The sequence below is a fragment of the Aurantiacibacter flavus genome, assembly GCF_039710615.1.
Classification (GTDB): Bacteria; Pseudomonadota; Alphaproteobacteria; order Sphingomonadales; family Sphingomonadaceae; genus Alteraurantiacibacter; species Alteraurantiacibacter flavus.
In genome coordinates this window covers 722,936-744,458 of record NZ_JBDLBR010000002.1, presented here as the reverse complement: position 1 = coordinate 744,458, position 21,523 = coordinate 722,936, and the positions used below count along the sequence as shown (strand labels likewise).

20 protein-coding genes are annotated in these 21,523 nt (G+C 64.3%); 12 read left to right on the top strand and 8 right to left on the bottom strand.

Annotation, left to right across the window (positions count from 1 at the left end; all coding sequences use genetic code 11):
- Positions 1 to 21: 21 nt before the first annotated feature.
- A complete protein-coding gene (locus tag ABDJ38_RS08245) occupies positions 22 to 1,221 on the bottom strand; it encodes an exo-beta-N-acetylmuramidase NamZ family protein (RefSeq protein ID WP_346784608.1) in 1,200 nt (399 codons plus the stop codon).
- The gene (locus tag ABDJ38_RS08240; RefSeq protein ID WP_346784607.1) at positions 1,218 to 1,763 is read right to left on the bottom strand and encodes a DOMON-like domain-containing protein; all 546 of its coding nucleotides are present in this window, start codon (positions 1,761 to 1,763) and stop codon (positions 1,218 to 1,220) included. The genes ABDJ38_RS08245 and ABDJ38_RS08240 overlap by 4 nt, the downstream gene beginning before the upstream one ends.
- Before the next feature lie 47 nt (positions 1,764 to 1,810).
- Between ABDJ38_RS08240 and tyrS the strand changes: the two genes are divergently transcribed.
- From tyrS to ABDJ38_RS08215, 5 genes are all read left to right on the top strand, one after another.
- The gene (gene tyrS, locus ABDJ38_RS08235; protein ID WP_346784606.1) at positions 1,811 to 3,049 is read left to right on the top strand and encodes a tyrosine--tRNA ligase; all 1,239 of its coding nucleotides are present in this window, start codon (positions 1,811 to 1,813) and stop codon (positions 3,047 to 3,049) included.
- A gap of 63 nt (positions 3,050 to 3,112) precedes the next feature.
- Positions 3,113 to 3,454: a PilZ domain-containing protein gene (locus tag ABDJ38_RS08230; protein WP_346784605.1), complete on the top strand. Its 342-nt coding sequence runs from the start codon at positions 3,113 to 3,115 to the stop codon at positions 3,452 to 3,454.
- 84 nt (positions 3,455 to 3,538) lie between these two features.
- A complete protein-coding gene (locus ABDJ38_RS08225) occupies positions 3,539 to 4,816 on the top strand; it encodes an MFS transporter (RefSeq protein WP_429771093.1) in 1,278 nt (425 codons plus the stop codon).
- Between the two features lie 40 nt (positions 4,817 to 4,856).
- Positions 4,857 to 5,777 carry a cysteine synthase A gene (gene cysK, locus ABDJ38_RS08220; protein WP_346784603.1) on the top strand — a complete coding sequence of 307 codons (921 nt, stop codon included), beginning with the start codon at positions 4,857 to 4,859 and terminating at the stop codon, positions 5,775 to 5,777.
- A gap of 11 nt (positions 5,778 to 5,788) precedes the next feature.
- The gene (locus ABDJ38_RS08215; RefSeq protein WP_346784602.1) at positions 5,789 to 6,490 is read left to right on the top strand and encodes a dienelactone hydrolase family protein; all 702 of its coding nucleotides are present in this window, start codon (positions 5,789 to 5,791) and stop codon (positions 6,488 to 6,490) included.
- Positions 6,491 to 6,511: 21 nt separating this feature from the next.
- On the opposite strand, the gene ABDJ38_RS08210 is transcribed toward ABDJ38_RS08215, so the two are convergent.
- The 3 genes from ABDJ38_RS08210 to ABDJ38_RS08200 all read right to left on the bottom strand — a co-directional run bounded on the left by ABDJ38_RS08210 (position 6,512) and on the right by ABDJ38_RS08200 (position 9,643).
- On the bottom strand, positions 6,512 to 8,293 hold the full coding sequence (locus ABDJ38_RS08210; protein ID WP_346784601.1) for an acyl-CoA dehydrogenase family protein: 1,782 nt from the start codon (positions 8,291 to 8,293) through the stop codon (positions 6,512 to 6,514).
- A gap of 20 nt (positions 8,294 to 8,313) precedes the next feature.
- Complete coding sequence (gene hisI / locus ABDJ38_RS08205) at positions 8,314 to 8,670, bottom strand: phosphoribosyl-AMP cyclohydrolase (RefSeq protein WP_346784600.1); 357 nt, start codon at positions 8,668 to 8,670, stop codon at positions 8,314 to 8,316.
- 334 nt (positions 8,671 to 9,004) lie between these two features.
- The gene (locus ABDJ38_RS08200) at positions 9,005 to 9,643 is read right to left on the bottom strand and encodes a ComF family protein (protein ID WP_346784599.1); all 639 of its coding nucleotides are present in this window, start codon (positions 9,641 to 9,643) and stop codon (positions 9,005 to 9,007) included.
- Between the two features lie 41 nt (positions 9,644 to 9,684).
- Here ABDJ38_RS08200 and ABDJ38_RS08195 point away from each other — a divergent pair, with 41 nt between their 5' ends.
- Complete coding sequence (locus tag ABDJ38_RS08195; RefSeq protein WP_346784598.1) at positions 9,685 to 10,431, top strand: methyltransferase domain-containing protein; 747 nt, start codon at positions 9,685 to 9,687, stop codon at positions 10,429 to 10,431.
- Between the two features lie 3 nt (positions 10,432 to 10,434).
- On the opposite strand, the gene ppdK is transcribed toward ABDJ38_RS08195, so the two are convergent.
- The 3 genes from ppdK to ABDJ38_RS08180 all read right to left on the bottom strand — a co-directional run bounded on the left by ppdK (position 10,435) and on the right by ABDJ38_RS08180 (position 16,212).
- Positions 10,435 to 13,101, bottom strand: a complete 2,667-nt coding sequence (ppdK, locus tag ABDJ38_RS08190) for a pyruvate, phosphate dikinase (RefSeq protein ID WP_346784597.1) — start codon at positions 13,099 to 13,101, stop codon at positions 10,435 to 10,437.
- A 64-nt stretch (positions 13,102 to 13,165) separates the two neighbouring features.
- Positions 13,166 to 15,307, bottom strand: a complete 2,142-nt coding sequence (gene glyS, locus ABDJ38_RS08185; RefSeq protein WP_346784596.1) for a glycine--tRNA ligase subunit beta — start codon at positions 15,305 to 15,307, stop codon at positions 13,166 to 13,168.
- A complete protein-coding gene (locus tag ABDJ38_RS08180; protein ID WP_346784766.1) occupies positions 15,304 to 16,212 on the bottom strand; it encodes a glycine--tRNA ligase subunit alpha in 909 nt (302 codons plus the stop codon). Before ABDJ38_RS08180 ends, glyS begins: the two co-directional genes overlap by 4 nt.
- A gap of 79 nt (positions 16,213 to 16,291) precedes the next feature.
- Here ABDJ38_RS08180 and ABDJ38_RS08175 point away from each other — a divergent pair, with 79 nt between their 5' ends.
- The 6 genes from ABDJ38_RS08175 (at position 16,292) to pth (ending at position 21,449) form a co-directional block, all read left to right on the top strand.
- On the top strand, positions 16,292 to 17,278 hold the full coding sequence (locus tag ABDJ38_RS08175) for a TraB/GumN family protein (protein ID WP_346784595.1): 987 nt from the start codon (positions 16,292 to 16,294) through the stop codon (positions 17,276 to 17,278).
- Between the two features lie 119 nt (positions 17,279 to 17,397).
- A complete protein-coding gene (locus ABDJ38_RS08170; protein WP_346784594.1) occupies positions 17,398 to 17,925 on the top strand; it encodes a hypothetical protein in 528 nt (175 codons plus the stop codon).
- 327 nt (positions 17,926 to 18,252) lie between these two features.
- Positions 18,253 to 19,155, top strand: coding sequence for a TraB/GumN family protein (locus ABDJ38_RS08165; RefSeq protein ID WP_346784593.1), 903 nt, complete (start codon positions 18,253 to 18,255; stop codon positions 19,153 to 19,155).
- The gene (locus ABDJ38_RS08160) at positions 19,152 to 20,021 is read left to right on the top strand and encodes a TraB/GumN family protein (protein WP_346784592.1); all 870 of its coding nucleotides are present in this window, start codon (positions 19,152 to 19,154) and stop codon (positions 20,019 to 20,021) included. The genes ABDJ38_RS08165 and ABDJ38_RS08160 overlap by 4 nt, the downstream gene beginning before the upstream one ends.
- Before the next feature lie 102 nt (positions 20,022 to 20,123).
- The gene (locus ABDJ38_RS08155; protein ID WP_346784591.1) at positions 20,124 to 20,765 is read left to right on the top strand and encodes a 50S ribosomal protein L25/general stress protein Ctc; all 642 of its coding nucleotides are present in this window, start codon (positions 20,124 to 20,126) and stop codon (positions 20,763 to 20,765) included.
- 114 nt (positions 20,766 to 20,879) lie between these two features.
- Entirely contained in the window at positions 20,880 to 21,449 is a 570-nt protein-coding gene (pth, locus tag ABDJ38_RS08150; protein ID WP_346784590.1) for an aminoacyl-tRNA hydrolase, read from the top strand.
- Positions 21,450 to 21,523 lie beyond the last annotated feature (74 nt).

Sequence of the window (21,523 nt, the reverse complement as noted above, 5' to 3'; positions counted from 1 at the left end):
CCCACATGCGATGTGTGTGTGTCAGTACAGCAGTAACGGGCGAACCTCTTCGCGCCATTGCGCTTCGTCAATGCTCGCAAGCCGGTCGAGGTCGCCTGCCTCGCTTGCCATGTCGTCCACCCATTCGCGTAGGGCCGACCCACCGTTGATCACATCGATCGCGAGCCGCTCCAGCTCGTATTCGTAGGGGAAATCGCGCCAGATTTCGTAATCGGGATAAAGCCGCCGGATCGCCTTGAACGCCAGCGCCTGCAAGCGCCACGGACGGAAGGCGTGGTGGTCGTAGAACCGGCCCTCTGCGTGGATCATCAGCCCGTGGCACAGCTCGCCCACGTGCTTGTGGAAGGTCGGGGTGAACCAGCATTCGCGCAGTGCGCAGCCCGCCAGCCATTCGGGCGCGAACGCGCGCATTTCCGCCAGCACGGCCTTTGCATCGACATCGGGCGCGCCGAACAGCACTTCGAGCGGGCGGGTGGTGCCCCGCCCTTCGGACAGTGTTGCACCCTCGATCATCACCGTTCCGGCATAGGCGCGCGCCATGTTGAGGCTGGCGGCATTGGGGCTCGGGTTGATCCAGATGCGGCTGGTCGGCCAGCCGTAGCCCGGCCTCGCCTCGGGCTCCCAACCCTCCATCGCGATCACGCGGTAATCGACGTCAAGATTGAAGTGGCGCACGAACCAGTGCCCCATCTCGCCCATGGTCAGCCCGTGCCGCATCGGCATCGGCGCTGCACCGACGAAACTCTCCTGCCCCGGCACCAGCAACGTGCCCTCTTCCGGTCGGCCCGCCGGGTTGGGCCGGTCAAGCACCCACACCGTCTTGCCCGCCTTCGCAGCCTCTTCGAGCAGGTACAGCAGCGTAGTGACAAAGGTATAAATTCGGCAACCAAGGTCTTGCAGGTCGAACAGGAACACGTCTGCTGTGTCCATCATCGCCGCCGTGGGCCGCCGCACCTCGCCATAGAGGCTGAATACGGGGATGCCGAGGACGGGATCGATCTCATCCTCGGTTTCCATCATGTTGTCCTGTTTGTCGCCCTTCAGCCCGTGTTGCGGGCCGAAGGCACTCGTGACGTTCACGCCCGCCGCGATCAGCGCATCGAGGCTGTGAGTCAGCTCGGCGGTGACGCTGGCAGGGTGCGCGACAAGCGAAATGCGCTTGCCTTCGAGCGGCGCGCGCAGCGCAGGGTCGGCGATGAGGCGGTCGATACCGAAAGTCATGCGGCGCGGGTTCGCGCAAACTCCGCCGTGAAGCAAGCAGGATCGTGAAAGTCGGGCTGCTCGGAATTGCCATGGGACAGCGCCCAATAGCTCTTCACTCCGCCCTGCTCCTCGATCACTGCGGCAAAGCCCATCGAGCACGGCGGATCGGGCATCTGCGCGCGCGGCAGTTCGGCATCGAAAATCGCCATCGCCGTGCCCATCCGCATGGTGCAGGTCGGCTCGCGCTCGAAGCGGCGCTCGGTCATGCCTTCGCGCAAACCGGTGAAGTCGTAGGCGGCCCATCGCTCTGACGGCGACAGGTTGAACTCCGAATAGCCGGTCGCACCGTCGGGCTGCATGAACAGCTCGAAGCAGGTGGTCTGCCAGAGATTATCGGCCCGTCCCTTGCCGGCAAAGGGGGGGACAATCAGCTTCGTCACCCCGTCGACACGCCAGCGGACCCTCAGCCAGTTGTCGCTGGCCGAGATCATCCGGGCTTCGACACGGGCCACGGCAAGAGGAGGATGGGACGGGTGGGAAACAAGTTGGTACGTTTGCAAGCAGGGGTCCTCGTGCTAAGCGCCGCCACCGCCAAAACGAGGGAACGATGACGAGCTACAAATCCGATTTGCTGCGCCTGCTAGACGAACGCGGCTATGTCCACCAGATGACGGACGCGGCGGGACTGGATGCCCTTGCCGCGCGGCAGATCGTTCCGGGCTATATCGGCTTCGACGCCACGGCCCCTTCGCTGCACATCGGCAGCCTCGTACAGATCATGATGCTGCGCCGGTTGCAGCAGACCGGACACAAGCCGATCGTGCTGATGGGCGGCGGAACCACGCGCATCGGCGACCCCACCGGGCGCGACGAAAGCCGCAAGATGCTCTCCGACGAGACCATCGAAGCGAACATCCGCGGCATCTTCACCGTGTTCGACAAGCTGCTCACCTTCGGCGACGGGCCGACCGATGCGGTGATGGTCAACAACCAGGACTGGCTCGGCAAGCTCGGCTATATCGAGCTGCTGCAGGAAGTGGGCACGCACTTCACGGTCAACCGGATGCTGACCTTCGATTCGGTCAAACTGCGCCTTGAGCGTGAGCAGCCGATGACCTTCCTCGAATTCAACTACATGATCCTGCAGGGCTACGATTTCCGCCATCTCTCGCGCGACATGGGCGTGCGCCTGCAAATGGGCGGCTCCGACCAGTGGGGCAACATCGTCAACGGCATGGAGCTGGGCCGCCGGATGGACGGAGCCGAGCTGTTTGGGCTCACCACCCCGCTGCTGACCACGGCTGACGGCGCCAAGATGGGCAAGACCGCTGCCGGAGCCGTCTGGCTCAACGAAGACCAACTGCCCGCCTACGATTTCTGGCAATACTGGCGCAACGTCGATGATCGCGACGTGGGCAAGTTCCTGCGCCTGTTCACCGACCTTCCGCTTGACGAGATCGCCCGCCTCGAAACGCTTGAAGGCAGTGCGATCAACGATGCCAAGGTCGTCCTCGCCGATGAGGTCACGAAGCTGGTGCGCGGAGAGGCCGCCGCCACGGCAGCCCGGACCACTGCCGAGCAGACTTTCGCCGGTGGCGGAATGGGTGCCGACCTGCCGAGCCTCGACCTACCCGCCGAAGGCATGCGCATCGGCGCCGCACTGACCGCGCTGGGGTTCACCGCCTCGGGCGGAGAGGCCAAGCGCAAGATCGCCGAAAACGCCGTGAAGTTGAACGATGAGGTGGTTTCTGATCCCGGCCAGCTGATCGTATTGGAGCCCGGAACGGAAGCCCGATTGAGTCTCGGAAAAAAGCGACATGCGTTGTTACGCAGTAGGGTGGATTAAGACTATCTCCAGCATTGTCTGCGAACACGATTCCCAGCCGCACCAAATGGAGGGAATCGCACAATGGCATCTGGCGCACAGCTAAGTGTCACCGACATGCGTCGCTCAACGCGGCATCCCGTGAGCTATTCGGTGATTGCCGAGTCCTTTCGGCAGGGCGATCTCAAGCTGCACATTGCCAACATCTCGTCGCATGGATTCATGATCGACAAGGCCGCCACCAGTGTCGAGCGTGGCGACCGGATGATCGTGCGCCTGCCCGTGGTCGGGCGGATAGAGGCCTATTGCATCTGGAATGTCGAGGATCGCGCCGGCTTCCAGTTCGAGCGGATCATCCGGGTCGACGACTTCTCCAAGATGATCAAGGAACTGCAGCCCAACCCCGCCCTGCGCCGACGCGGGTAACCTTCTGGCTGCCTCCGACGCTAAGGTAGCAAAGCTGTCAGCGCGTCAATTGCGATTATCTTGGCAAGGCCTGTCCGCCCTGCCATGGCACCCCTTGTGAATACCGCGACCGCCATTCCCAGCCACCCGTTCCGCATCCACAACTATCGCGCGTTCTGGGCGGCGCGCCTGTGCATGACGCTGTCGCAATATTCGATGATGCTGATCATCGGCTGGCAGACCTACAACATCGCGCGCGCCGACGGGATGAGCGTGGGCGACGCCTCGGGCCAGCTCGCCATGATCGGCCTTCTGCAATTCGTGCCGTTGTTCGTGCTGACACCCTTTTCCGGCCTCGCCGCAGACCGCTTCGACCGCCGGAGCCTGGCGCGGATCACCGTGGGCCTGCAACTGCTCTGCGCCGCCGCGCTCGCCTTTGCGACCTATCACGGGCATATCGACCTGTGGATCATCTTTTCCGTGGCGGTGCTGCTGGGTGTGGCGCGGGCCTTTTCCGGCCCGGCGCTATCCTCGCTGGCGCCCAACCTGGTGCCCAAACAGATCCTGCCCAATGCCATCGCGCTCTCCTCGATCAGCTGGCAGAGCGGCATGATCATCGGCCCGGCTCTGGGCGGCTATCTCTATGTGTCGGGAGAATGGATACCCTATGCCGCCTCGGCAGGGCTGTTCGTGCTCACCATCGTGCTGCTGTCACTGATCGGCAAGGTGCCGCAACCGGCGCGCTCGACCGGGCGACCGCTCAAGCAGGTGCGCGAAGGGCTGGCCTATGTCGTACACAACAAGATGGTGCTCGGCTCGATCACGCTGGACCTGTTCGCTGTGTTCCTCGCCGGCGCGACGGCGCTGTTTCCGGTGTTCGCGCGCGACATTCTCGAAGTTGGTTCGCGCGGGTTGTCGCAGTTGGCCATGGCGCCTGCCATCGGCGCGGCGATCGTGGCGCTGTGGTTCTCCTTCCGCCCGCTGAAGAACAATGTCGGGCTGAAAATGTTGCTGGCCGTGGCCGCCTTCGGCGGGGCAACCATCGTTTTCGGCTTCTCGCGCTGGATGCCACTGAGCCTTGCCATGCTGGTGATCGTGGGCGCGGCCGACATGTTCAGCGTCTATATCCGCCAGTCGCTGATCCAGCTTCATACGCCGGATGAAAAGCGCGGCCGCGTTTCGGCCGTGTCGCAGATGACGATTTCGGCCTCCAACGAGTTCGGCGATTTCTTCTCCGGCAGCCTTGCCTTCCTGATCGGCCCGGTGGCCGCAGTGGTAGTGGGCGGCGCGGGAGCGATCGCCACCGTCGCGGCTTGGACCAAGCTGTTCCCGGTCCTGCGCAACACGAAGACCTTCGATCCGCCGCGCGATCTGCTAGACTAATCGTGACTCGCGCAAAGCAAATAGCTGAGAGGAAAAGCGCATGAAATTCGACAACGTCCTGGGCGCCATCGGCAACACCCCGCATATTCGCCTGTCTCGCCTGTTCCCCGACCATGAGGTGTGGGTTAAGAGCGAGCGCGGCAATCCGGGCGGTTCGATCAAGGATCGCATTGCTCTCGCCATGATCGAGGCTGCCGAGAAATCCGGCGCGTTAAAGCCCGGCGGCACTATCGTCGAGCCGACCAGCGGCAACACCGGTGTTGGCCTCGCGATGGTCGCGGCCGTGAAGGGTTACAAGCTGGTGCTGGTCATGCCCGAGAGCATGAGCATCGAGCGCCGCCGACTGATGCTCGCCTATGGCGCGAGCTTCGATCTCACGCCCAAGGAAAAGGGCATGAAGGGCGCTATCGCGCGGGCTGAAGAACTGGTCGGCGAGATCGACGGCGCATGGATGCCGCAGCAATTCGAGAATCCGGCCAACGTCTCGGTCCATGTCGAGACGACCGCCAAAGAGATCCTCGCCGACTTCGCCGACGCGCCGCCGCAGCTCATGATCACGGGCGTTGGCACCGGCGGCCACCTGACCGGCTGCGCCGAAGCGCTGAAGAAGCACTGGGGCGACCTCAAGGCCTTTGCCGTGGAGCCGGAACTGTCGCCGGTGATCTCGGGCGGGCAGCCGGGCCCGCACCCGATTCAGGGCATTGGCGCCGGCTTCATTCCTGGCAACCTGCACACCCAGGCGATTGACGGCGTAATCAAGGTCGATGCCGAAGCCGCCAAGGAGATGGCGCGCCGCTCTGCCGCCGAGGAAGGGTTGCTGGTCGGCATCTCCTCGGGCGCAACGCTGGCGGCGATTGCCGAGAAGCTGAAGGAATGCGAACCGGGCACCCGCGTGCTCGGCTTCAACTACGATACCGGCGAGCGCTACCTTTCGGTGCCCGACTTCCTGCCCACCGAATAGGAGCGTCGCCTATGCTCGCACCCGTATCCTATACCGATGGCGACACCGCGCTGACCGGACACGTTGCCCGCCCGCATGGTCCGGCGCGCGCCGCCGTGCTGGTGCTGCCGACGATCATGAACATCACCCCCTCGGTCGAGGCCAAGGCCCAGGCTTTGGCCGAGGCAGGCTATGTCGCGCTGGTGGCCGATTTCTACGGCCAAATGCCCGATGACTTCGCCGCAGCGCGCGATCTGGCGATGGAAGTCCGGGGCACGGTGGAGCTATACCGCCAGCGCCTGCGGGCAAACCTGCGCGCGCTGGTGCAACTGCCTGAGGCGGCGGGCCTGCCTGTGGGTGCCATCGGGTTCTGCATGGGCGGCCAAGCCGCGCTCGAACTGGCCCGCGAGGGCGCGCCGCTGTTCGCGGCGGTGAGTTTCCACGGCTTGCTCGGCACAGATCACCCGGCGGAAAAGGGCGACGTGCGTGCGCGCATTCTCGTGTGCCACGGCGATGCCGATCCGATGGTTCCACGCAGCCAGGTGGTGGAATTCTGGGAGGAAATGGACGATGCCGGGGCCAACTGGCATTTCCACTCCTATTCGGGCGTGAAGCACGGCTTCACCAACCCTGCGCCGACCGACAACCCAGCCACCGCCTACGACGCCAGTGCCGACCGGCAGAGCTGGGCCGCGATGCATTCCCTGTTCGACGAGGTGCTGGGCCAGCACTGAGGCGGCCCAGCTCTCAACTTCTCACAAGCTGCGCAGGAACTGCTCGGGCTCCATCGCCAGCATCGCGCCAGCGCCTGCCTTCACCCGGTGGCGCAGCGCGGTGCAGAGCGGTAACTGCTGCTCGGCATAGAACTCGGCCGTCGCCAGCTTGGCCTTGAGGAAGCGCGCATCGCCCTCGCCCGCAGCAAGCTTGGCCTTAGCGACCTTCGCCTGCTTCAGCCACATCCAGCCGAGCGCGAGCACGCCCACAAGCTGCATCCAGGCATAGGACGCGCCCGCCATATCCTGCGGGTTCGACGCACCTTGCTCGACCAGCATCTTGGCCGCCGCCTCGCCATGGTGAACGGCCTTGCCGAGCGGATCGGCAATAAAGGCCAGCTCGTTGTCCGCCGCATCGCAGTCGGCAGCGATCTGGGCGAGGAAGGCCATGGCCACCGCGCCGCCGTCCTTGGCGGTCTTGCGACCGGCAAGGTCCAGCGCCTGCACGCCGTTCGCGCCCTCATAGATCATGGCAATGCGCGCATCGCGCACGATCTGCTCCATGCCCCACTCGGAGACATAGCCGTGCCCGCCGTAAACCTGCTGCATGTTGACCGCGACCTCAAACCCGCGATCGGTGCCGAAGCCCTTGAGCACCGGGGTCATGAACGAAACCACGGCGTCGGCCTGCTTGCGTTCCTCCTCGGATTCGGCGTGATGTGCGAGATCGAGGTGAAGCGCGGTCCACAGGACCAGTGCGCGGAACCCTTCAGCAAAGGCGCGCGCGTCCATCAGCATCCGGCGCACGTCGGGGTGGACGATCAGCGGGTCTGCCGCTGCAGACTTGTCGCGCTCGCCCAGCCCGCGCCCCTGCTTGCGGTCGAGCGCATAGGCTGCTGCCTTCTGGTACGAGTTCTCGGCATGGCCGAGCCCCTGCGTGCCCACTCCAAGGCGCGCAGCGTTCATCATGATGAACATGGCGGCCAGTCCCATGTTCTCCTCACCGAGCAGCCAACCTTTGGCGGCATCGAAATTCATTACGCAGGTGGCCGAGCCGTGCAGGCCCATCTTGTGCTCGATCGAGCCGCAGCTGACCCCGTTGCGCGAGCCATCATCAAGCACCTTGGGGACGAGGAACAGCGAGATCCCGCGCGTGCCCACCGGCGCATCGGGCACACGGGCCAGGACGAGGTGAACGATGTTGTCGGTCAGGTCATGCTCACCTCCCGAAATGAACACTTTCTCGCCGGTGATACTGTAGCTGCCATCATCCTGCTTTTCGGCCCGCGTGCGCATCAGGCCGAGGTCGGTCCCGGCGTGAGCCTCGGTCAGCGCCATCGTGGCCAGCCACTCACCAGACACCATCTTGGGCAGATAGGCGGCCTTCAATTCTTCACTGCCCGCGCTGTTCACGGTCGCCACCGCGCCGTGCATGATCCCTGAGAACATCGTGAAGCCGGCGCAGGCGCCGTTCATATATTCCTCGAATACCGAGTTGAGCACATGCGGCATGCCCTGCCCGCCGAATTCCTCGGGCTGGGCGAGCGTGCCCCACCCGGCCTCGACCAACGAAGCATAGGCCTCCTTGAAACCATCAGGCGTGGTAACGGAGCCATCCTCATGGCGGGTGCACCCTTGTGCATCGGCGTTCTGGTTAAGCGGCGCGATGATCTCGGCGCAGAACTTGCCTGCCTCGCTAACCACCGCTTCCATCGTCTCGGCATCCACCAGCGAGAAGGCTTCAATGCCGCGGAATTTCTCGAATTCGAGCACATCCTCGATCACGAACAGGGTATCGCGCACAGGCGGATAATAAGGCGTCACTCGGTATCTCCGGGCTAGGTTCAGTCCAGTCGGCTCAGGCCCCCAGGGCCGAGCTGCCGATAGAAACAGCTACGCTCGCCAGTGTGGCAGGCCGGGCCATGCGGGCGCACCTTCAGCACAAAGGCGTCCTGATCGCAATCGACCAGCATCGCCTTGACCTCGAGCAAATGGCCCGATGTCTCGCCCTTCTTCCACAGCTTGCCACGGCTGCGCGAATGAAAGTGCGCAAAGCCGGTCGCACGGGTGGCGTCGAGCGCCTCCTGGTCCATGAAGGCGAACATCAGCACTTCGCCCGTTACTTCGTCCTGCACGATTGCCCCGGCAAGCCCTTGAGCATCGAACCGGGGCAGGAAGGCAGTGCCGCTCTCTCGGTCCAAATCGTTCTTAGAAATGGTCGTTTCCTCCGAATTGGGCGCTTTTGCGGCGCTCCATGCATTAGTTTGTTGCAGTATGACCACAGCCTTACGGCAAAATCGTTGCTGCGGTGCGATGAGTGTTTCACACGAGGGCCGCAAGTGGAATCATGCTCTCGCGGCTTGGACGGGTCGTCTTCATTTCAGGCCAAGGCCAGGGAAATGGGGGGAATTTGGCGGCAACCGCCAGTTCATGAGGGTTAGAAGCGGCGCGCGCCTTGAGGGGGGAGCAGCGCGAGCTTCTAGAAAATTCGTCACGCTAACGCCCGGGGGCTGCGCCTCCGGGCGTTTTTGTTGGCTAGTCGAGGCTAACCCGCGCGAAGCAGATCACTTTGACCCGCGCCGCGCCGGCCGCTTCTAGGGCCGCGATGCAGGCTCGGGTCGTCGCCCCGCTGGTGAGCACATCATCGACCAGCAAGACATTCGCCCCTGCCAATTGCTCCATTCGCGAGGGGTTTGCCGCGATGGCTCCTTCGAGCACATGCGCCCGTGCAGCGCTACCGAGGTTTCCGAGACTCGGCGTATGCTTGCGTCGCACCAGCGCATCGACCACCAGCCGCGCACCGGTCAGCCCCGCCAGGTCGTTTGCGAGCAAGGCCGACTGGTTATAGCCGCGCTGCCATAGCCGCCAGCGGTGGAGCGGGACGGGCACGGCCAGCCAGCCTCCGTCCAACGGTCCGAGCCGCGCCGCCATCATCCGTGCCAGCACCGGCGCGAGCGAAATCCTCCCGCCGCGCTTGAAAGCCAGCACCAGTTCGCGCGCCGGATCGTTATAAGCGACAGCGGCGATGACTCCGTCCTCGGCCTCGGGAAATTCGAGGCTCGACCAGCAGGTGGTGCACAGCCCGGTCTGCGCGCCAATCCCCTCGCCGCACAGCGGACAGCGTGGCGGCCAGATCAGGTCGACGAGCGGAGCAAGGGCCTGCGCGACAGTCATCGCACCTATGCTGCGCGTCAGAGTGGCTGTAGGCAAGCGCCATGACTGCCCCCGTCCCGACAATCTTTTCGCCCACCCGTCGCCTCGCCATTCGCCACCGCATGCGCGCCATGCAAGCCCAGGGCGACGAGGCCCGCTTCCTGCTCGACGATATGGTCGAGGACGTGGTCGAACGCCTCGCTTTCCTGCGCCACGTGCCCGCGCGCGCGCTGTTGATCGGCGAATGGTCGGCCCAGCTGGCGCCGCAGTTGCCGCCTGCCTGCGAGGTGGCCTCTGTCCACCCGGAGGAGGGGTTCGACGAAGAGGCCCCCTTCCCCGTCGGCGGGTTCGACCTCATCGCCAGCTTCGGCACGCTCGACACGGTGAACGATCTGCCTGGCGCACTGATCCATCTGCGCGCTGCGCTCTCGCCCGGTGGTCTGATGATCGCCAGCTTTCCCGGCGCAGGCAGCCTGCCCGCCTTGCGCGAAGCAATGCTTGCCGCCGATGGCGAGCGGCCCGCTGCGCATATGCACCCGATGGTCGACGTGCGCGCGGGCGGCCAGCTGATGACGCGCTGCGGCTTTGCCAGCCCGGTGGTGGATTCGCGCCCGCTTACGGTCAGCTACCGCAGCTTCGCCCAGCTATTGCGCGATCTACGCGCGCAGGGGCTAAGCCGCGCGCTGGCCTCGCAGGTGCCGAGGCTCAGCCGGGCTCAGGCCGCGCTAGCCGCCACCACCTTCATGGACGGAGCCGAGCGCCGGACCGAAGAATTCGAGATCCTGACGCTCAGCGGGTTCCGCAAGTAGGGCTTACTTCAGCGCTGCCTGCGCCGCCGCCAGCCGTGCGATCGGCACGCGGTAGGGCGAGGCGCTGACGTAATCGAGGCCGGTCTCTTCGCAGAACGCAATCGAGGCCGGGTCGCCGCCGTGCTCGCCGCAGATGCCGAGTTTGATCTCTGGCCGGGTCGCGCGGCCGCGCTCGACGGCGAGGCTCACCAGCTGGCCCACGCCATCTACATCGAGGCTGACGAACGGGTCGCGGGCATAGATGCCCTTCTCGACATAGGGTGCGAGGAAGCGCGCAGCATCGTCGCGGCTGACGCCGAGCGTGGTCTGGGTCAGGTCGTTGGTGCCGAAGCTGAAGAAGGTTGCTTCCTCGGCAATCTCACCCGCCATCAGCGCAGCACGCGGCAGTTCGATCATCGTGCCGACGAGATAGTCAAGCGTACGGCCCTTCTCGGCAAAGACCTGCGCGGCCACCTCATCGACCAGCTTGCGCAGGATCTCTAGCTCGCGCTTCGTCGCCACCAGCGGGATCATCACCTCGGGCACGACCGGATCGCCGCCCTCGGCGGTGACATCGCAAGCCGCCTCGAAGATCGCGCGTGCCTGCATCTCGTATATTTCGGGGAAGGTGATGCCCAAGCGGCAACCGCGATGGCCGAGCATCGGGTTGAACTCGTGCAGCTCGCCCGCGCGGCGGCGCAGGTGGTCTTCGCCTACGCCCAACTTGTCGGCGAGGTCAGCGAACTCGGCATCGCCCTGCGGCAGGAACTCGTGGAGCGGCGGATCGAGCAGCCGGATCGTACAGGGCAACCCTGCCATCGTCTGGAAGATCTCGGTGAAATCAGCCCGCTGCGCCGGCAGCAGATTCTGGAGCGCCGCACGCCGCCCCGCCTCGTCATCCGCGAGGATCATTGCGCGCACGTGCAGAATGCGGTCGGCATCAAAGAACATGTGTTCGGTGCGGCACAGCCCGATCCCCTCGGCCCCGAAGCCGCGCGCGGTGCGGCAGTCGGCCGGAGTCTCGGCATTGGTGCGCACCTTCATGCGGCGGTGCTTGTCGGCCCACTCCATCAGAATGCCGAAATCGCCCGCCAGTTCAGGCTCGATCGTGGGCACTTCGCCGAGCATGACCTCGCCGGTGCTGCCATCGAGCGTGATGATATCGCCTTCCTTCAGCTCGGTGGTGCCGATGCGCAGCGTGCGGTCGGCCAGCCGGATCGAGACGTCCGACGCGCCCGAGACGCAGGCGCGGCCCATCCCGCGCGCCACCACGGCGGCGTGGCTGGTCATGCCGCCGCGCGCGGTGAGAATGCCCCGCGCCGCGTGCATCCCGTGAATGTCTTCAGGCGAGGTTTCCACGCGCACGAGGATCACGGCGATCCCATGTTCGGCGAGCTTCTCGGCCTTGTCCGAATCGAGCACGATCTGGCCCGAGGCCGCACCGGGCGAAGCCGGCAAGCCGATCTTCGAGAGCACGTTGCGCGGTGCATCGGGATCAAGCGTGGGGTGCAGCAGCTGGTCGAGCGCCATAGGATCGACACGCAGGATCGCGGTCTTCTCGTCGATCAGGCCTTCGTCCACCATGTCCACCGCCATGCGCAGCGCAGCCTTGGCGGTGCGCTTGCCCGAGCGGGTCTGCAGCATCCACAGCTTGCCCTGCTGCACCGTGAACTCGATGTCCTGCATGTCCTTGTAGTGCGTTTCGAGCAGGTCGAACACGCGGGCCAGCTCGCCATAGGCCTCGGGCATGATCTCTTCCATGCTCGGCGACTGGGCGCCCGCCTTCTCGCGCGCGGCCTTGGTGAGATACTGCGGGGTGCGAATGCCCGCCACCACGTCCTCGCCCTGCGCGTTGACGAGGAATTCGCCGTAATAGGCGTTCTCACCGGTGCTCGGATCGCGGGTGAAGGCGACGCCGGTGGCGCTGGTCTCGCCCATGTTGCCGAACACCATCGCCTGCACGTTGACCGCCGTGCCCCAGTCGCCCGGAATGCCGTTCAGGCGGCGATAGACCTTCGCGCGGTCCGAATCCCAGCTGTCGAACACGGCAGCAATCGCTCCCCACAGCTGCTCGTTCACGTCCTGCGGGAACGGCTTGCCCTGCTCGCGCTCGACGATCTTCGTATATTCGGCCACGACCTTGCGCCAGTCGTCGGCGGTCATCTCGGTGTCGGCGAAGTAGCCGTTGTCTTCCTTGGCGATTTCGAGTGCTTCTTCGAACAGGCCATGGTCGAGGCCCAGCACCACGTCGGAGTACATCTGGATGAAGCGGCGATAGCTGTCCCAGGCGAAGCGGTCGTCGCCGCTGGCGGAGGCGAGGCCTTCCACGGTCTCGGAATTGAGGCCGAGGTTAAGCACGGTATCCATCATCCCCGGCATCGAGACGCGCGCGCCCGAGCGGACCGAGACCAGCAGCGGATCGGCCGCATCGCCGAAGCTCTTGCCGACCGCCTTCTCGATATGGGCGAGCGCGGCTGCGACTTCGGCGCGAAGGTCAGCCGAGAAGTCGGCCCCCTCGGCAAGGTAGCGCACGCATTCTTCGGTGGTGATGGTAAAGCCGGGGGGCACCGGCAGGCCGATCCCTGCCATCTCGGCAAGGTTCGCGCCCTTGCCGCCGGTGATCGTCTTGTCCTTCTGACGCGGGTCCGAATGGTCGGCATTGCCGCCGAAGGTGTAGACCGACTGGGTCATGCTGGTGCCCTATCCTGCTTCTTGTTTCTGTTTATGTCTGCGAATTGGCCGAGTGGCCGTGTGATCAGCCCTCGATCTTCGAGAAATCCGCAACTTTGTGCACCGCAACACGGAATTGCGCAAGCAGGTCAAGGCGCGCCTTGCGCTTGTCCTGATCCGGGTCGTTTACGGTGACATTGTCAAAGAATGCGTCGATCGGTGCGCGCAAGGAGGCGAGCGCGGCCATGGCGACGGCGAAGTCCTCGTTGGCGACTGCCATGGCGGCGCGCGGTTCGGCTTCGGCGAGCGCTGCGATCAGCGCGGCTTCGGCTGGCTCGGGTTCGTAGGCGAGCGTCGCCTTGGCCTGCTCGGCGTAGATTTCGCGCATCTGCGGATCGTCGACATTTTCGAGCGGGTCTTCGTCGCCGGTCGCCTGCGGGGCGGTTGCGTCCCAGTCCTCTTTCTTGAGGATGTTGGCCGCGCGCTTGTAGCCGGCGAGCAGGTTGGTGCCGTCTTCGGTTTCGAGGAACGATGTCAGCGCACGCGCGCGCGCTTCGATCCGGTCGGTGCGGCTGTCAGGCTGGCCTTTCCATTCGCGCGAGGCTGAGATGTAGTCGTGGCGCACGCCTTCGTCGCGTAACTGCACGGCAAGGCGGTCAGACAGGAACTCCGAAACACGGGTGCCGAGCTTCGCCCGGCCAAGGCCACCCCAGGCTTGCGCTGCCTGCTCCAGCGACAACTCAAGTCCGTTGGCCTGCACAAGCCGCAAATAGCCCAGGGCTGCACGACGCAACGCGAAGGGATCTTTCGATCCGGTCGGCACAATATCGATGTTGAAAAAGCTGAACAGGTTGTCGAGCTTGTCGGCAAGGCTCACCGCGACGGTGAGCGGTGCGGTCGGCACCTCGTCGTCCTGTCCGACCGGCTTGTAATGATCGCGAATTGCCTCGGCCACTTCCTGCGGCAGACCTTCCTTTTCCGCGTAGTAGCCGCCCATCAGGCCTTGCAGTTCGGGGAATTCGCCTACCATTTCGGTGACGAGGTCAGACTTGCATAGCTCGGCAGCCTGCCGCGCGAGGTTGTGGTCGCCATTGGGCGCACGCGCATCGGACACAAGCCACGCAGCCAGCTTCGCCACCCGGTCGACCTTGTCGGCAACGGTGCCGAGCTTCTCATGGAACGTGATCCGTTCCAGCTTCTTCGCCTGTTCGCGCAGCTTGGTCTTCTGATCAAGTTCCCAGAAGAACCGCGCATCGCTCAGCCGCGCCGCCAGCACCTTCCGGTTGCCGTCGACAATTGCCGCGCCGCCGTCGGAGGCCACGATATTGGCGGTGCAAACGAAGGCATTGGCAAGCTTGCCGCCCGCATCCTCGCAGACAAAGTACTTCTGGTTCACCCGCGCCGTCAGCTGGATCACCTCGGGCGGCACATCGAGAAACGCCTCGTCGAAGCGGCCCAGCAGCGGCACCGGCCATTCGGTGAGGCCAGCGTTCTCGACAACCAGCCCCTCGTCGGCGACCAGCGTCAGGCCCGCCTCGGCAGCAGCCTTGGCGGCACCCTCGCGAATAATGTCCTGCCGTTCCTCGTGGTCGACGATCACATGGGCAGCGCGCAACTTCGCGGCATAGTCGCCCGCGTTGGCAATCGCGATGTCACCCGAAGCGTGGAACCGGTGTCCGCGCGTCACATGACCCGAGGCGATGCCGCCCACTTCGCAGGCGACCAGTTCGTCACCCAGCAGCGCCACGATGCCCGACAACGGGCGCACCCAGCGCAAACTTTCGGTCGAAAGCGAGGCAGCGCCCCAGCGCATCGACTTTGGCCACGAGAAATCGCGGATAATCGCCGGGATCGCAGCCGCCAGCACTTCGCTGGTCGCACGGCCCGGCTTCTCGATCACGGCGAACCACGTGGCACGGCCCTTGACGTCGCGCTCTTCGAGCTGGTCGCGGGTGACGCCATTCTTGTTGCAGAACCCGTCGACAGCGGCATCGGGCGCGCCGACCGGCGGCCCCTTGGCCTCCTCGCGCACCGCCTCAGTCGCCTGCGGCAGGCCCTTGGCGATCAATGCTAGGCGGCGCGGGGTCGAGAAGACCTGCACCTCGCCCACCGACACACCGGCGGCGTCCATCTCGCGGGCGAACAGTTTTTGCAGTTCAGCGCGCGCGCCAGCTTGCATCCGGGCGGGAATTTCCTCGCAGCGCAGTTCGAGAAGGAAATCGCTCACAGGCTCCACTCCGGATATTTTGCCTGCCATTCGGGCATCAGTTTCTCGGCATATTTTTCGCAACTGCCGCGCGCTAGATCGCGCACGCGGCTCATGTAGCTGGCGCGTTCCTGCACCGAGATCACACCGCGCGCCTGCAACAGGTTGAACACGTGGCTCGCCTCGATCGCCTGCTCGTAAGCCGCGATGGGGACGTTGTTTTCAAGGCTCAGCTTGCACTCGGCCTCGGCCTTCTCGAACAGGTCGAACAAAGCCTCGGTCTCGGCGACCTCGAAGTTCCACTTCGACATCTGCTTCTCGTTTTCGAGAAACACGTCGCCATAAAAAACGCCGCGCCCGTCGAAGTTCAGATCGTAAACGTTGTCGACGCCCTGAATATACATCGCCAGCCGCTCAAGCCCGTAGGTCAGTTCGCCCGCTACCGGCTTGCAGTCGAACCCGCCCATCTGCTGGAAATAGGTGAACTGGGTGACCTCCATGCCGTCGCACCAGACTTCCCAGCCCAGCCCCCAGGCACCGAGCGTCGGCGATTCCCAGTCGTCTTCCACGAAGCGGATATCGTGCGCCAGCGGGTCGATCCCGATCAGTTTCAGGCTTTCGAGATAAAGCTCCTGAATATTCGGCGGGCTCGGTTTCAGGATCACCTGATACTGATAGTAGTGCTGAAGCCGGTTCGGGTTCTCGCCATAGCGGCCGTCGGTCGGGCGGCGGCACGGCTGGACATAGGCGGCGTTCCACGGCTCCGGCCCGAGCGCGCGCAGGGTGGTGGCGGGATTGAACGTGCCCGCGCCCATACGCATATCATAAGGCTGGAGGATCAGGCAGCCATTACGGCTCCAGAAGTCGTGCAGCGTCAGGATCATGTCCTGAAAGCTGGTTTGCGGGTTGCGCGCGGTCTCGGCCATCATGGCAGCGGCGCATGGCTCAAGCGCGCGGGGGCGTCAATGGGCCACCACCGCGCTTGCGCTTGACAGGCCGGGACTGTTGCAGTTCCCTCGCATATCCATGCCGCGCGCACTTTCCCTGCTGGCCCGACTGAGCGCCCTGCTGCTGCTCTGCGGAGCGCTGGCGGCAAGCCCGCTGCGCGCACAACCGCCCGTCGCCGTGCCGCAGGACTACGAGCCGTCACCTGCAATCTGGCGCCTGTCTGACGAGGACACCACGATCTACCTGTTTGGCACGATCCACCTGCTGCCGCCGGGCTTCCGCTGGCGCAGTCCGCTGTTCGACGCCATCGTCGAGGAGGCCGACGAACTGGTGCTCGAAAGCAGCACCGAGGATGCCGCAGCAAGCCTCGCCGCGCACGAGAGCAAGTATGACGCCATCGGAGCATCGCGCGTGCCGACCTCGCAGCAGCTTTCGCCCGCGGTGCGCGGCAAGTGGCGCAGCCTGATCGAGAGCTCCGGCGCATTGTTCGACGAGGTCGACGTTCTGCCCCTGCCCCTGATGGCAATGGGCCTCGGCTATACGAGCGTGGGCCAGCCGAGCCTGTCACGGCCGGAATTGGGCGTGGAGAGCGTGCTCGAAGCCGAGTTCGCGGCGGCGGGCAAGCCGGTAGGCTCGATCGAGGACCACGGCGCGGTGCTGCTCAGCCTGATGCGGATCGACGAACGCGCGCTGATCGGCGAGCTGGAGGCCGACCTTGCGCATTGGGGCGGCAAGTCGCCTTCAGGCTATCATGGCGCTGGGGCCTTCCTCTACGAGCCCGAGACCTGGCAGATCGAACACGACTGGGCGCGCGGCGTGGTCGGGGAGGAGTTTGACCTCGGGCTCGGTCACGGCAAGCTGGCGGCGGCGTTCGACAATGTGTTGCTAGCTGGCCGAAATCGCGCCTGGGCCGGATGGCTCGACGCGCGGCTGGAGCAGCCGGGCACCGTACTGGTGGCGGTGGGAGCAGGGCATTTCGACGGGCCGCGCTCGGTGCTGGCTATGCTTGAGGCGCGGGGGTTGCGGGCGGAGCGGATAGAGTGAGGTGAGACCGTCTGACACCGCGTGGCCATTACTCAGCAAGATATCTCCTTACAATAAGTATCCACAGAGATAGACGCCGGCCGCTCACGAAACATGAAGTGCAGTGATATAAGCGGTGCATGGGAAAGATCGCCGAACAGCCGTTTCAGCGGCTATGCGTCGCCGTCGGAGGCGGCCTTTTAAGTACATTTGGACCGAGTGTGGTGCCAGATCCTTTTGAGCCGGTACTCGTTTGGCTAGGGCTGTCATTGGTGTCTGGAGCTATAGTCTGGCCATTTGTTAACCCATTTCTGCAGAACCATTTTTTCTGGCGGTTCAACCTTCGCAATCCCGCGCAAAATACGAAGGGTGAGCCGCCCGGCTGGGCATTATTAGTCGCCGCAGATCATGTTTTAGCTAGAATCCACGCCAGAACGTCTTGGAATAGTGCATCGAGGGCCAGAAAGAGGGTTCTTCTTAAAGGAGAAGCCGCGCTGATTACATTCAGCAAGAATGGCTTCATGGTTCCTGAATTGCCCGAAGATGAGCAAAAGGCCTTGGAAAGGCTTGATGAATTTTTCAGTTCGCTTGAGCCTTTGTTACGTGCTGGCCACGTGAAAGAGGCAAAAGAACGGGCTAAAGAACTTACGAGTAACCAAACCCTCTAGCCGCTTGGACGCCGTCTGAAAGCAATGGTCCGCCCTACTCACCATTAATATAGCAAGCGTCGTCTGCGGACGATCCCAGCGGTTGGGACGAAACTCAAACTCGTTCAGATCTTTCCATAGGTGCTTCTAATTGCCGCAAATATGCGGCCCGTTGACGCCGCAAATTAGCTGCGCCCGGAAGCTATCCGTGCTTCGCGCCTGTTCACCATGCTAACTAAAGATATATTTGACCACGCACAAACCTGATCCGCAACTCCCAAGCCAACCCACTGGAAACCCAGCTCCTAACCCCCTATCTCGCTCGGGTCAGTCTGGATTAACCGCCCCATGCAGCTCCTCAAGTCCCTCGCCCGCGCCGCTGGCACCCTCGCCCTCATGTTCACGGGCGGCTGCGCGTCGGCGGATGCCGATCCGCAGGTCGCCGCCGCGCCCGCCAATCACGGCCCTGCGTTGTGGAAGCTCGCCGACGAGGACACCACGATCTATCTGTTCGGCACGGTCCACGCCCTGCCCAGCGATGTGAATTGGTATGACGGGCATATCGCCGCCGCTTTCGAAGAGTCCGACGAACTCGTCACCGAAATCGCCATGGACGACCAGCTCGCCCTCACCCAGGCGCTCACCGGGTCGGCCATGCTGGCTGACGGGCAGAACCTGCGCGAGATGATGACGCCCGAGGACCGCAAGGAATACGAGCAGGCCATGATCGACCTCGGCTTGCCGCCGGGCGCGCTCGATCCGGTCGAGCCGTGGTATGCGGCCATGAACCTCTCGGTCCTGCCGCTGATGCAGGCGGGGATCGACCCGGCCGCCGGCGTCGACATGGCGCTCACCCGCGCGGGCGCGAGCAAGCGCAAGGATGCGCTCGAAACGCTCGAGGAGCAGGTCGCGCTGTTCGACGATATGCCGATCTCCGCTCAGCTGACCTTCCTCGACGCGACCGTCGAGGCCGTGCCCGAGGCCGCAAAGTCGTTGCGCGAGCTGATCGACCTGTGGGTGGTCGGCGATGCTGTGGGCCTTGCCGCCAAGATGAACGAGGGGCTCGAAGATCCGGCACTTTACCAGCGGCTGTTGATCGACCGGAATGCCAACTGGGCCGGGTGGATCGAGCACCGTCTGGCCGAGCCGGGCACCGTGTTCATCGCCGTGGGCGCAGGCCATCTGGCAGGCGACGGCAGCGTGCAGGACCAGTTGGCCAAGCGCGGATACAAGGTCGAGCGGGTCCATTGATCCGCGCCTTGTTTGCCGCCCTGTTGCTGGCCTTCGGGCTGGCCGCGTGCGACCTGCTGGACACCGACCCCAAGCAGATCGCTCCGGGCGCCCCTGCCCCCGCCTTATGGGAAGTGACCGCAGACGGCGGCCAGAAGGCCTGGCTGTTCGGCACCATCCACGCCCTGCCCGATGGCGCCCGCTGGCACAGCACCGCGCTCGATAGCGCTTTCGACGAGGCAGACCTGCTGGTGGTCGAAATTGCCGACCTCGGCGATGCCAAGGCGGCGGCGGAGGCTTTCGGCAAGCTTGCCTATACCCGCGGCCTCGGCCCGTTCCGCGCCCGGCAGGACCGGGCGTTCAACGAGCGGCTCGATGCGAAGATCGGCGACAACAAAGACATCCTTCCATCAGACATCGAGGACTGGGCCGCCGCGCTCCAGATCGCCAGCGCCTCGGCCGAGGATACCGGCGAAAACGGCGTCGACCGGGCGCTGATGGCAGGGAGCAAGCCGGTGGTGGGGCTCGAAAGCTATGCCGCGCAGTTCGGCATCTTCGACGCGCTTTCGCCTGCCGACCAGAAGGCGTTGCTGCGCGCGGTGGTCGACGACGACAGCGCGGAAGACGAAGCGGCGATGCGCGCGGCTTGGCTCACTGGCAATCTCGATGCGCTGACGCATCTTGCCATGACCGGGATGCTGGCCGAACCGGGCCTGCGCGCGGCTCTGCTGGAACAGCGCAACCGGGCATGGGCCGAACAGATCGCACCTTTGATCGAGGCTGGGCGCAAACCCCTCGTCGCGGTCGGCGCGGCGCATATGCTGGGCGAACAGGGTTTGCCGACGTTGCTGGAGGCGCGCGGAATGCGTGTCCGTCGCATCCAGTAGTTGCATTTGCGCCCGATCTGGCTATAGGCGCGCACTTCCGGCCATGGTCATCCCTGGAGGCGTGGCGGGAAGATAACTCAACGCAACCGAAAGGCATTCCTCATGAGCGACGCTCTGAACCTGCCGGCCGAGCTGCGCGAACGGGCTGGCAAGGGAGCCTCCCGTGCGCTGCGTCGCGAAGGCCGTGTACCCGCCGTCATCTATGGCGGCAACGAAGAACCCACTCCGATCCACATCGAGGAAAAGTTGCTCTCGCGCCAGCTTGGCACGGGCCACTTCATGAACTCGATCGTGATGCTCGAGGTTGACGGCAAGACCGTCCGCACGCTGCCCAAGGACGTGGCGCTGCATCCGGTCAGCGACCGTCCGCTCCACGCCGACTTCCTGCGTCTTGCCAAGGACGCAAAGATCGAAGTCGCGATTCCGGTGGTCTTCATCAACGAGGAAGCCAGCCCCGGCCTGAAGAAGGGCGCCGTGCTCAACATGGTGCGCCACGAACTGCAGCTGCTGTGCGAAGCCAGCAAGATCCCGTCCGAGATCGAGATCGATGTGACTGGCCTCGAAGTCGGCGATTCGATCCACATCAGCCATGTGAAGCTGCCCGAAGGCGCTGAAAGCGCGATCACCGATCGTGACTTCACCATCGCCACCGTGGTGGCCCCCTCGGCCCTCAAGCGTGCGACCAACGAAGCCGCCTCTGAAGATGGCGAAGAAGAGAGCGAAGAGAAGGAAGGCGAGGAGTAATCCTGCGCCCCTTTATCGGGACACACATCAAGCGCCGGGCCTCGCGAGAGGTCCGGCGTTTTGCTTTGCCCGGCAATTTGCATTTCAGGGCATTTGGACTAAGGGCGCAGCGCGATGCAGCTTTGGGTTGGCCTTGGAAATCCCGGTCCGCAATATGCGATGAACCGGCATAACGTCGGCTTCATGGCGGTGGACGTCATTGCCGACATGCACGGCTTCGGCCCGGTGCAGAAGAAGTTCTCTGGCTGGTTGCAGGAAGGAAGGATCGGGCGCGAGAAGATCCTGCTGCTCAAACCCGCTACCTTCATGAATGAAAGCGGTCGCTCGGTCGGCGAGGCCATGCGCTTCTACAAGCTCGCGCCCGAGCAGCTCACCGTCTGGCATGACGAGCTGGACCTGGCCCCGTTCAAGGTCAAGGTGAAACACGGCGGCGGTCATGCCGGGCACAACGGGTTGCGTTCGATCGACCAGCATTGCGGGGCGGAGTTTCGCCGGGTGCGGCTCGGGATCGGCCATCCCGGCCATAAGGACCGCGTTCATGGCTATGTTCTGGGTAACTATGCCAAGGCCGAACAGGACGGGCTGGCTGACATGCTCGGAGCGGTCGCGGCCGAGGCCGAATGGCTCGCGGCGGGCGACGATGCACGCTTCATGAACGATGTGGCGCTACGCCAACAGGGCTGACCGGCGAAACTTCGTCGGAACTTTTTACACCTGCAGCGTAGGTCAACAGCCGTTAACCAGCGAGTGCCGCAGAA

Excerpts from the sequence above, each read along its gene's own strand:
- ABDJ38_RS08180 (WP_346784766.1), bottom strand. The coding sequence starts at position 16,212 with ATGGCCGAGACCGCGCGCAACCCGCAAACCAGCTTTCAGGACATGATC.
- ABDJ38_RS08165 (WP_346784593.1), top strand. The coding sequence starts at position 18,253 with ATGCAGCTCCTCAAGTCCCTCGCCCGCGCCGCTGGCACCCTCGCCCTC.
- ABDJ38_RS08195 (WP_346784598.1), top strand. The coding sequence starts at position 9,685 with ATGACTGCCCCCGTCCCGACAATCTTTTCGCCCACCCGTCGCCTCGCC.
- ABDJ38_RS08200 (WP_346784599.1), bottom strand. The coding sequence starts at position 9,643 with ATGACTGTCGCGCAGGCCCTTGCTCCGCTCGTCGACCTGATCTGGCCG.
- ABDJ38_RS08245 (WP_346784608.1), bottom strand. The coding sequence starts at position 1,221 with ATGACTTTCGGTATCGACCGCCTCATCGCCGACCCTGCGCTGCGCGCG.
- cysK (WP_346784603.1), top strand. The coding sequence starts at position 4,857 with ATGAAATTCGACAACGTCCTGGGCGCCATCGGCAACACCCCGCATATT.
- ABDJ38_RS08230 (WP_346784605.1), top strand. The coding sequence starts at position 3,113 with ATGGCATCTGGCGCACAGCTAAGTGTCACCGACATGCGTCGCTCAACG.
- ABDJ38_RS08225 (WP_429771093.1), top strand. The coding sequence starts at position 3,539 with ATGGCACCCCTTGTGAATACCGCGACCGCCATTCCCAGCCACCCGTTC.
- pth (WP_346784590.1), top strand. The coding sequence starts at position 20,880 with ATGCAGCTTTGGGTTGGCCTTGGAAATCCCGGTCCGCAATATGCGATG.
- ABDJ38_RS08155 (WP_346784591.1), top strand. The coding sequence starts at position 20,124 with ATGAGCGACGCTCTGAACCTGCCGGCCGAGCTGCGCGAACGGGCTGGC.
- tyrS (WP_346784606.1), top strand. The coding sequence starts at position 1,811 with ATGACGAGCTACAAATCCGATTTGCTGCGCCTGCTAGACGAACGCGGC.
- ABDJ38_RS08215 (WP_346784602.1), top strand. The coding sequence starts at position 5,789 with ATGCTCGCACCCGTATCCTATACCGATGGCGACACCGCGCTGACCGGA.
- ABDJ38_RS08170 (WP_346784594.1), top strand. The coding sequence starts at position 17,398 with ATGGGAAAGATCGCCGAACAGCCGTTTCAGCGGCTATGCGTCGCCGTC.
- ppdK (WP_346784597.1), bottom strand. The coding sequence starts at position 13,101 with ATGACCCAGTCGGTCTACACCTTCGGCGGCAATGCCGACCATTCGGAC.